Source organism: Sphaerisporangium sp. B11E5, from assembly GCF_039871875.1.
Lineage (GTDB): Bacteria > Actinomycetota > Actinomycetes > Streptosporangiales > Streptosporangiaceae > Sphaerisporangium.
This window is the reverse complement of the sequence record NZ_JBDPMD010000051.1, coordinates 51350-60985: the sequence shown is the minus strand read 5'-3', so window position 1 is coordinate 60985 and position 9636 is coordinate 51350. Positions and strand designations below refer to the sequence as shown.

Annotated in this window: 9 protein-coding genes; 6 read left to right on the top strand and 3 right to left on the bottom strand. The window is 71.9% G+C overall.

Annotated elements, in window-relative coordinates; translation table 11 throughout:
• Positions 1 to 196 precede the first annotated feature (196 nt).
• From ppgK to ABGB17_RS32320, 3 genes are all read right to left on the bottom strand, one after another.
• Positions 197 to 937 carry a polyphosphate--glucose phosphotransferase gene (gene ppgK, locus ABGB17_RS32330; RefSeq protein WP_347636916.1) on the bottom strand — a complete coding sequence of 247 codons (741 nt, stop codon included), beginning with the start codon at positions 935 to 937 and terminating at the stop codon, positions 197 to 199.
• 116 nt (positions 938 to 1053) lie between these two features.
• Positions 1054 to 2709 (bottom strand): aminotransferase class I/II-fold pyridoxal phosphate-dependent enzyme, encoded by a 1656-nt coding sequence (locus ABGB17_RS32325; RefSeq protein ID WP_347636920.1) that lies wholly within the window; start codon positions 2707 to 2709, stop codon positions 1054 to 1056.
• A gap of 117 nt (positions 2710 to 2826) precedes the next feature.
• Positions 2827 to 3018, bottom strand: a complete 192-nt coding sequence (locus ABGB17_RS32320; protein ID WP_347636914.1) for a DUF2795 domain-containing protein — start codon at positions 3016 to 3018, stop codon at positions 2827 to 2829.
• 515 nt (positions 3019 to 3533) lie between these two features.
• Here ABGB17_RS32320 and lanKC point away from each other — a divergent pair.
• From lanKC to ABGB17_RS32290, 6 genes are all read left to right on the top strand, one after another.
• Positions 3534 to 6149 carry a class III lanthionine synthetase LanKC gene (gene lanKC / locus ABGB17_RS32315; RefSeq protein ID WP_347636912.1) on the top strand — a complete coding sequence of 872 codons (2616 nt, stop codon included), beginning with the start codon at positions 3534 to 3536 and terminating at the stop codon, positions 6147 to 6149.
• A gap of 5 nt (positions 6150 to 6154) precedes the next feature.
• On the top strand, positions 6155 to 6277 hold the full coding sequence (locus tag ABGB17_RS32310) for a SapB/AmfS family lanthipeptide (RefSeq protein ID WP_347636910.1): 123 nt from the start codon (positions 6155 to 6157) through the stop codon (positions 6275 to 6277).
• A gap of 66 nt (positions 6278 to 6343) precedes the next feature.
• Positions 6344 to 6466, top strand: coding sequence for a SapB/AmfS family lanthipeptide (locus tag ABGB17_RS32305; RefSeq protein WP_347636908.1), 123 nt, complete (start codon positions 6344 to 6346; stop codon positions 6464 to 6466).
• A 69-nt stretch (positions 6467 to 6535) separates the two neighbouring features.
• Positions 6536 to 6658, top strand: a complete 123-nt coding sequence (locus ABGB17_RS32300; protein ID WP_347636906.1) for a SapB/AmfS family lanthipeptide — start codon at positions 6536 to 6538, stop codon at positions 6656 to 6658.
• A 68-nt stretch (positions 6659 to 6726) separates the two neighbouring features.
• Entirely contained in the window at positions 6727 to 6849 is a 123-nt protein-coding gene (locus ABGB17_RS32295; protein ID WP_347636904.1) for a SapB/AmfS family lanthipeptide, read from the top strand.
• A gap of 95 nt (positions 6850 to 6944) precedes the next feature.
• Entirely contained in the window at positions 6945 to 9593 is a 2649-nt protein-coding gene (locus ABGB17_RS32290; protein ID WP_347636903.1) for an ATP-binding cassette domain-containing protein, read from the top strand.
• Positions 9594 to 9636 lie beyond the last annotated feature (43 nt).

Genomic DNA, 9636 nt, shown 5'->3' with positions numbered 1-9636 from the left:
CTCGATGACCGCCCATAACTCGTCACTGACCTCCCACGGCTTCAGCCGCGCCACGACCCACCCCTCTCGCCACCGCTACAGCGAGAGATCAAAGCACAACAGAGATCATTCTGTTAGGAGCTCTAAGTGCCCTCAGCACCACGGGCAAACACGGATCGGGGTGGAAGGAAGATCTGCCGCGCGACGCCGGCGGCGGTCAGGCGACCCGGGCGGCGGCCAGGGCGGCGCCGATGATCCCCGCGTTGTTCAGCAGTTCGGCGGGCACCACCGGGGTGTCGCCGAGGTCGATGTGCGGCAGGAACTTGTCGGCCCGCTTGCTCACCCCGCCGCCGATGACGATGAGCTGCGGGGACAGCAGCATGCGGACGTGCTCCAGGTACGCCTGCACGCGCTCGGCCCATTTGTCCCAGCTCAGGTCGTGCTTCTCCCTGGCGTGGTCGGACGCCCGGTGCTCGGCCTCGTGGCCGTCCAGCTCCAGGTGGCCGAACTCTGTGTTGGGAATGAGGAGGCCGTCCATGATCAGGGCGCTGCCGATGCCGGTGCCGAAGGTCAGCATGAGCACGAGGCCCCGCCGGCCGCGGCCCGCGCCGAACCTCGCCTCGGCCAGGCCCGCCGCGTCGGCGTCGTTCAGCACCGTCACCTCGCGGCCGGTGGCCTCGGCGAAAAGCTTGCGCGCGTCCAGGCCGATCCATGCCTTGTCGACGTTGGCGGCGGTGCGGGTCACCCCGTCGGCGACGACGCCGGGGAACGTGATGCCCACCGGCCCCTGCCAGGAGAAATGGTCGACGATCTCATGGACCACCGCCGCCACCTTGGCCGGCTCGGAGGGGCTCGGCGTGGGTATGCGCCACCGCTCCCCGATCACCGTGCCGGTCGTGACGTCGACCGGCGCGCCCTTGATCCCGGATCCCCCGATGTCGATCCCGAGTACGTTCATCGTGCTCCCTCACCCACAGTGCCGGTCCCCGCACCAATCATTCAGTGCCCCGGCGGAACCTCCCTAGTCCTAGCAGGTGCGGGAACCGCGCGGTGCCCCCGTATGCCGCGATATGTTCACGATCGCCGGTCGTATCCCCGTGTCCCCTCGCCCCGCCCGTCGAAGGCGCGGAACGGCGAGGTGTCCTCCCCGAACGTCCACCGGGTGCTGAGGTCGAGCGGGTCCAGCCTGCCGTGCCGCGGGTCGTCCCCGCCGACCACGAACGGGTCCTCGGGGTACGGCGCCTCCCGCCGCGGGGCTTCCATGCGGTACACCGGCGACTCCGGCGCCGCGGGGGCGGGGGTGGCGTACCCCTCGGGGCGGTACGCGCCACCCGGCTCCTCCCGGTAGGTCGGGGCGGGCGGGGTGACCGGGTCGGGGCGGTACGGGGTCAGCGAGGCAGAGGCGTCCATGAGGTAAGCGGGCGGGACGGGGGCGGCCGTGTCCACCCGGTACGCGGAGGCCGGAGTGCCGGACGGCTCCGCACGGTAGGCCGGCGACGCGGGGGTGTCCGCGCGGTAGGCCGGCGGCGCGGGGGTCTCCGCGCGGTACGCCGAGGGCGGCGGGGTGATGGCGGTGACGGCGGGGGTGAGCGCGGCCGTGGCGCGGCCGGAGCCGGCGTACAGGTAGGTGCGCAGGCCGTCGGCGAGGCGGAGGACGTCCTGGCGGGGGCGTACGGCGAAACGCAGGAAGCGGCTGCTCGAGCCGAGCTTGTTGCCGCATTCGCGTACGTGGAGGTTGTGCGCGGACAGCAGGTGGTCGCGCAGGTGCACGCCGTCCTTGCCGTCCGGCAGCCGCACCAGCAGGAAGTTCCCCTGCGACGGGTACACCTTGAGGCCGGGCAGCGCCGAGAGCTGCTGGAGCATCGACCGGCGGTCCGCCGCGACCAGCCGCAGGCTCTCCTGGTAGGCCCGGGTGTGCTCCTTCAACAGGAAGACCACGGCCTCGGCGAAGGAGTTGAGGTTCCACTTGGGCAGCATGCGGCGCACCGTGCCGGCGAGCGCCGGGTTGGCCACGAGGTAGCCGAAGCGGATGCCGTGCAGGCCGAAGTTCTTGCCGAGGCTCTTCAGCACGACGACGTTGGGCCGCAGCGCCGCCTCGTCCGCGACGCTCGGGGCGTGCTCCTCGTCCACGAAATCGATGAACGACTCGTCGACCACCACCAGGTCCAGGTCGGTGAGCCGGTCCAGCAGGTCGATCACCTGGGTACGGCGCAGGTATCCGCCGTCGGGGTTGCTGGGGTTGCAGATCACCGCGGCCCGTGAGCCGCGCGCCCGGATGAACCGCACGAAGTCATCGGTGTCCAGCGCGAAGCCCCGCGCCTCGGGCAGGCGGTACATGTCCACCCGTTTGCCGGTCTCCAGCGGCTGGTCGGTCCAGCGGCCGAAGGTCGGCACCGGGACCGCGACGCTATCCCGGATCAGCAGGTGGTCGATCCAGGTGATCAGCTCGGTGGAGCCGTTGCCCATGACGAGGGTCTGCGGCTGGAGCCCGAGCACCGAGCCGAGCTCGGCGGCGATGGTGCCGGCGTCGCTCGGGTAGTACTTCAGGATCGTCGTGAGGTTCTGCTGCAGCAGCTCGAAGACCTCTGGCGTCGGGAAGTACGGGTTGCAGGGGATGCAGAAGTCCACGGGGGCCTCGCGCAGCCCGGGACTTCCGCGCAGCAGCGAGAAGTACGACGGGCTGTGCGCCTCGGCACGCGGGGGGCCGGCCTCACCGGCACCAGGCGACACAGGCAAGGGGGGCCTCCTCCATGACGGCGAACGTCGCCGGGACGCGACATGGGGAGGTACGCGGCCCGGCGGCGTCCGGTTCAGCCGGAGAAGGCCAGGTTTCCTGGGGTGGCGCGTTCAGGAGCCCGCGACGGCCCTGCTGACTTCGTTCGGCCCGTCGAAGGTGCCGTCCGGGAGCTGCCGGAGCGCCTCCATCGCTTTCTCATCGGCCTTCTGGCGTTCGGCATGCTCCAGAAGTTGCTCTTTCGTCGCCGGATAGTCGACTCCAGACAAATACTTTTGTACGTGTATGAACTCCGCTGTTGCCATCAATTCCCCCTTGAACGAAAACTCTTGCAACTACCCGAGCAGAAGAGGCCTAAACCACCTCTTTTCCGCGGGGAGTCCCCGCCGCCCTCGCACGGCCCCCGCGAAGCCGCTCCGTGCAGCGGAGCTACGACAACAGAAGCTTCCCCAGAACGTCCAGGATCCTCGCGAACCTGGACATAAGAATCGCGTCAAAGGTTGACACTGCCATCCTGACCGGAAGTCGCCCACAGACCGTTCCAGCCACTTGGCCGGCTTCCCCGAATCTCGTTCTACCGCAGGCCAGCCCCATGATGACCATCGCATGACACCGTAAACCCTGACAACAAGGAAATTTGCAGCGAGTCAGACGCTACCCCCGCACAACTAACCACAGCTCGGAGGCTAAATATATGACGAACGTCATGATACGAACAGTGACACCCTCCTATGTGACCAATGGAGGGTGTCACTAGTCAGGGGTCTGGTTATCCGTAATTCTCCTCCTAGCGATCGAGCGATGAGAGGGGTGTCCAGCGGTGATCGACAAATACGCGATGTATTGCCTGGCCGATCCGCTGTTTTATGACTCCCTTGACGGTAAGCGCTCCGACCACCCCGACTATCCGGCGGCGTCCAGGGACGTCCCCTCCGGCTGGGCGCACCGCGCCACCGACACCTGGTTCCACTACATGCCCGAGGACCGGCCCCTCCCCCTCCAGGGCTGGAAAATCCACATCTCCTCGTGCCTGGACGACGCGGAGAGGACCCTGGACGCCGTCTGGGACTACTGCGTCGGCCGCCGGCTGCCTTTCAAGTTCCTGCGCGGGCCGCGCGTCGTCATGATGCTCAACAGCAAGTACGCCGACCGCGGCGGCAGCGGCAAGCTCGTCACGATGTACCCGCAGGACGTCGATGAGCTCGAGCTGGTGCTCAAGGAGCTCGGCGAGCTGCTGCACGGCGTGCGGGGGCCGTACATCCTCAGCGACCTGCGCATCGGTGAGGGGCCCCTGTTCGTCCGCTACGGCGGCTTCGCCGAGCGTTACTGCGTCGACGGCAACCGCGAGCAGGTGCTCGCCATCGAGGACCCCGACGGCAACCTGGTGCCCGACCGCCGCGGCCCGTCGTTCTCCCCGCCGGCCTGGGTCACCATGCCGGACTTCCTCGGCCCCCACCTCGCCGCCCGCAACGCGGTCACCATGGAGGGCCTGCCGTACACCGTGGAGAAGGTGCTCCACTTCTCCAACGGCGGCGGGGTGTACAAGGGCACCGACACCCGCACCGGCCGCACCGTCGTGCTCAAGGAGGCCAGGCCGTACGCCGGGCTCGACGCGGTGGGCCGCGACGCCGTCACCCGGCTCAAGCACGAGGCCGACATCCTCGGCCGGCTCAAGGGCCTCGACGTCGTGCCGCAGCTCCACGACTACTTCACCCTCGGCGAGCACCACTTCCTCGTGCAGGAGTTCATCGACGGCACCACGCTCAGCCAGGAGTCGGTGCACCGCCACCCCCTGACCCGGGCGACCATCACCCCTGAGCACGCCGCCGAGTTCACCGAGTGGACCCTGGAGATGCTCGGCAAGGTGGACCGCGCGGTGGAGGCGCTGCACGAGCGCGGGGTGGTCTTCGGCGACCTGCACCCGTTCAACGTGCTGGTGGAGGGCGACCGGGTCGTGCTCATCGACTTCGAAGTGGCCACGCTCGCCGAGAAGAACGCCCGGCCGACGCTGGCCCACCCCGGCTTCTGCCCGCCCGGGGACCGCCTCGGCGTGCACGCCGACCGCTACTCCCTCGCCTGCCTGCGCCTCGGGTTGTTCGCCCCGATGTCCACCGTGCTGATCCCCCTCCACCGGGCCAAGGTGAACCACCTGGCCGAGCTGGTCGCGGAGACCTTCCCGGTGCCCGCCGGCTACCTGGACGAGGCCGTCGCGCGGATCCGCGGCGAGGGCGCCGAGGATGACGCGCCGATGCGGGAGCTGCCGCTCCCCGGCCGCGCCCCCTGGACCGAGGTGCGGGACGCCGCGGCGCGGGCCATCCTCGCCTCCGCCACACCGGAGCGCGACGACCGGCTCTTCCCCGGCGACATCGTGCAGTTCCAGCCCGGCGGTGGGATCAACCTGGCGACCGGCGCCGCCGGCGTGCTGTACGCCCTGGCGGCGACCGGCGCCGGGCGGCACCCCGAGCACGAGGAGTGGCTGAGGAAGCGCGCCTTCGCCCCGAAGCCCGGCACCGGGCTCGGCTTCTACGACGGCCTGCACGGCGTCGCCTACGCCTTCGAGGAGCTCGGCCGGCACGGGGACGCCCTGGAGCTGGTCACCCTGTGCCAGCGGGAGCGGTGGGACCAGCTGGGCCTGAGCCTCTACGCGGGCCTGTCCGGCATCGGGCTCAACCTGCTGCACCTCGGGCGGGCGACCGGCGAGAACGACCTGACGAAGGCCGCCGCCGAGGTCACCGGCGTGGTGGCCGAGCGGCTCGGCGACGTGGACAGCGTGTCCGAGGTGAGCGGCAGCGGCAACCCGCACGCCGGTCTGATGCGCGGATCCTCCGGCCCCGCGCTGCTGTTCCTGCGGATGTACGAGGCGACCGGCGACACGAGCCTGCTCGACCTGGCGCACACCGCGCTGCGGCAGGACCTCAAGCGCTGCACCCGCCGCGAGGACGGGCAGCTCCAGGTCCAGCAGGGCTGGCGCACCAACCCGTACGTCGACGAGGGCTCGGCCGGCATCGGGCTGGTCCTCGCCCAGTACCTGCGGCACCGCGAGGACGAGACGTTCCGCGAGTCCCTCGCGGCCATCGCCCCGGTCGCCACCCTCGACTACTACGTGCAGTGCGGACTGTTCGCCGGCCGCGGCGGCATGATCGCCGCCCTGTGCTCGGGTCTGCGGCCCGGCCTGGACCGCGCGGCGCCCGAGATCGCCGGCCAGATCAAGCGCCTGGCCTGGCACGCCATGCCGTACCGCGGCGGGCTGGCGTTCCCCGGCAACCAGTTGCTCCGCCTCTCGATGGACCTCGGGAGCGGAACCGCCGGAGTGCTCTTCGCACTGGGCGCTGCGCTGCACGACCGGCCGGTACGGCTTCCCTTCATCCTCCCCCCAGACTCCCCGCCCGGCACCCCCGCCGGGCCGGCGGACCCGACGAGCGCCTCAAGGAGGTGAAACACATGGCCCTTCTCGACCTGCAGACGATGGAGACCGCCGGCGGCGGTCACGGCGGCGGCAGCAACCTGTCCCTCCTGGGGTGCACCCCCCACGAGAACAGCAGCCTGAGCATCCTCTGCGGCTGATCCCTCAGCCCGCAGTACAGCGTTACTCCCGATGCACCACGCACAACCCGTAAGAAAGGCACGATCATGGCGCTTCTCGACCTGCAGACGATGGAGACCGCCGGCGGCGGTCACGGCGGCGGCAGCAACCTGTCCCTCCTGGGGTGCACCCCCCACGAGAACAGCAGCCTCAGCGTCCTCTGCAGCTGATCCCTCAGCCTCGCAGTACCGCGTCACTCCCAGCAGACCACGCAAGACCAAGACGGAAGGCGAACCATCATGGCGCTCCTCGACCTGCAGACCATGGACATCCCCACCGGCGGTGGCGGCGGCGGCAGCAACCTGTCCCTCATCGGCTGCACGCCGCACGAGAACAGCAGCCTCAGCGTCCTCTGCAAGTGATCTTCCCGCTCGCCTCGTCAACAGGCTGAGCACCCCAGCACCACCCGAAACAAGCGAAAGGCACCATCATGGCGCTTCTGGACCTGCAGACGATGGACATCCCCACCGGTGGCGGTGGCGGCGGCAGCAACCTGTCGCTGGTCGGCTGCACGCCGCACGAGAACAGCAGCCTGAGCGTTCTCTGCAGCTGAGCAGAGCACACCGCTGAACTACCCGCCTGGAGTGGCCCTTGCCCGGCCGCTCCAGGCATGTTCATTCCCGGAACCCGTGAAGGGAAACTTTTGCCATGTCGGACACCCAGGCGGCGAGCGGCCAGGTGACCGGCATCCCCGCCGCCGGCCGGGGCACCGGTGACCGGCTGTTGGGGGACGTGCTGCGGCGCAGCGGCGCGTGGCCCTGGGTGTACGCGGCGACCGCGCTGACCGGGGCCGTGGTCGAGCTTCTCCTGCCCGCGGCGCTCGGCCGCGCGGTGGACGCCCTCGTCACTCCCGGTGGCGGGCTGGGGCAGGCCTTCGTCACCTGCTCGATACTGATCGCCGCCGTGGTGGCCTGCGACGCGGTGGCCGTCCTCGCCGCCGGGGCCGGAAGCGCCCAGGCGGCCCGCGCGCTGCGCCGCCGGGTGGTGCGGCACATCCTCGTCACCGGGCCCGGCCTGTCGCGGCGGTTCCCCGCCGGCGACCTGGTCACCCGGGCCGGCGCGAACGCCGACGAGGTGGGCACCGCGCCGGAGTCCATGATCACCGCGGCCGCCCTGCTCGTGCCCGCGGGCGGGGCCCTGATCGCCCTCGCGCTGATCGACCTGTGGCTGGCCGTGGCCTTCGCGGCCGGCCTGGCCGTGATCGCGCTGGTCCTGCGCGCGTTCCTCCGCGAGACCACCGCCGTCTCCTCCGGCTACCAGGAGGCCCAGAGCGACCTCGCCACCCGCCTGATCGACGCCCTCTCCGGCGCCCGCACCATCGCCGCCGCCGGCACCCAGGACCTGGAGACCCGCCGCGTCCTCACGCCCCTGCCCCGCCTCTACCGCCACGGCATGTCGCTGTGGCGCGTCAACGCCCGCGCCGGCGTCCAGGCCGCCATCGTCGTGCCCATGCTGGAGATCACGGTCCTCGGTGTGGGCGGGTTCCTGCTCTCGGGCGGCCACCTGACGGCCGGCGACCTGTTCGCCGCCGCCCGCTACACCGTGCTCGGCGCCGGCCTGGCCTCCGCCCTCGGCCACCTCAACCGCCTGGCCCGCGCCCGTTCCGCCGCCCGCCGCGTCACCGACGTCCTCACCCACCCCTCCACCGCCTACGGCGACCTCCGCCTGCCCGAGCGCACCCCGGGGGGGCTTCTGGAGTTCCGGGGCGTCGGGGTCTGCGTGGACGGGCGGGACGCGCTCCGCGAGGTGGATCTGGAGATCCCCGCGGGGACGGCGGTGGCCGTGGTGGGGCGGTCGGGAAGCGGCAAGTCCACCCTGGCGGCGGTGGCCGGCAGGCTGGTGGACCCGGACCACGGCGAGGTGGTGCTGGACGGGGTGCCGCTCCGGCGGCTCGGGCACACGGCGCTGCGGGAGGCCGTGGCGTACGCCTTCGAGCGGCCCGTCCTGTTCGGCACCAGCGTCGCCGACGCCATCGCGGCGGGACGGCCGGTCACCATGCGGGGCGAGGCCGGCGACCGGCGACCGGTCCCCGGCACGGCGGGCGGGCAGGACACCGGCGGCAGGGGCGAGGCGAGAAGCGACGCGGAAGGCGGACCCCAGGCGCTAAGCGAGCGGGACGCGGAAGGCGGACGCCAGGCGAGAAGTGAAAGGGACGCGGAAAGCGGACGCCAGGCGAAAAGCGCGAGGGGCGCGGACGGCGAACGCCAGGCGAGAAGCGCGAGGGGCGCGAAAAGCGGGGCCGAGGAGAAGAGCGGCGGGGAGGCGAGGCGTCGGCGAGGAGCGGCGATCGTGCGGGCGGCGGCGGCCGCGGCGGCGGCGGACTCGTTCATCCGCAGGTTGCCCCGGGGGTACGACACCGCGCTCGACGACGCACCCATGTCCGGTGGCGAGCGGCAGCGGATCGGGCTGGCCAGGGCGTTCGCGCACGGCGGGCGGGTGCTGATCCTCGACGACGCCACCTCCAGCCTGGACACCGTCACCGAGCACCAGGTGGCGCGGGCGCTGACCGAGCGGCTGCGGGGCCGCACCCGGCTGATCGTCGCCCACCGTGCGGCCACCGCGTCCCGCGCGGACCTCGTCGTATGGCTGGACGGGGGCCGCGTGCGCGGACGCGGCACGCACGACGAGCTCTGGAAGGACCCCGAATACCGCGCGATCTTCGAGATCACCGCCACCCAAGCCGTACCGGAGGCGACCGCCGGCCCCGCCGCGCCGCAGGTTGCCGCCGGCCCCGCCGCGCCGGAGGTCGCCGCCGGCCCCGCCGCGCCGCAAGTTGCCGCCGGCGCCGCCGCGCCGCAAGTTGCCGCCGGCGCCGCCGCGCCGCAGGTCAGCGCCGGCCCAGCGGTCCCCGCCGGCTCGTTCCCCGGACCTCCGCCACCGGTCCTGGAATCGCCCAGCGCGATCCCGCCCAGCCCGGGACCGGTGGCGGACCCCCTCCCCCCCATGGACGACGCGCCGCCGACCGCGATCCCGGCCCGGCGGCCGAAGGTCATCCCGCCCCTGCGGCGGTCCCGCTACGGGGACAGGGACATCGAGGACACCCCGCCGCTGGACGTCGCGGCGGGCGCCGCCGGGGAGACGGACGCGCCGGGGCCCGGCACGCGGGACGCGGTGCTCCTGGCGCTCGGCGGCCGGCCGGGTGCCGCGGATGAGGACGGACCACCGGTCAAGGTGGCGCGTTGCCGGAGGCACCGTGACCCGGAAACCGGCGAACGCTTCTCGCAAGGGCCTGAGGGAGGCGCCGTGAACCGGAAACCGGTGAGCCCCACCCGCCAGGGCCTGAGGGAGGCACCGTGAACCGGAGACCGGTGAGCCCCTCCCTGCCGAGACCTGACGGAGG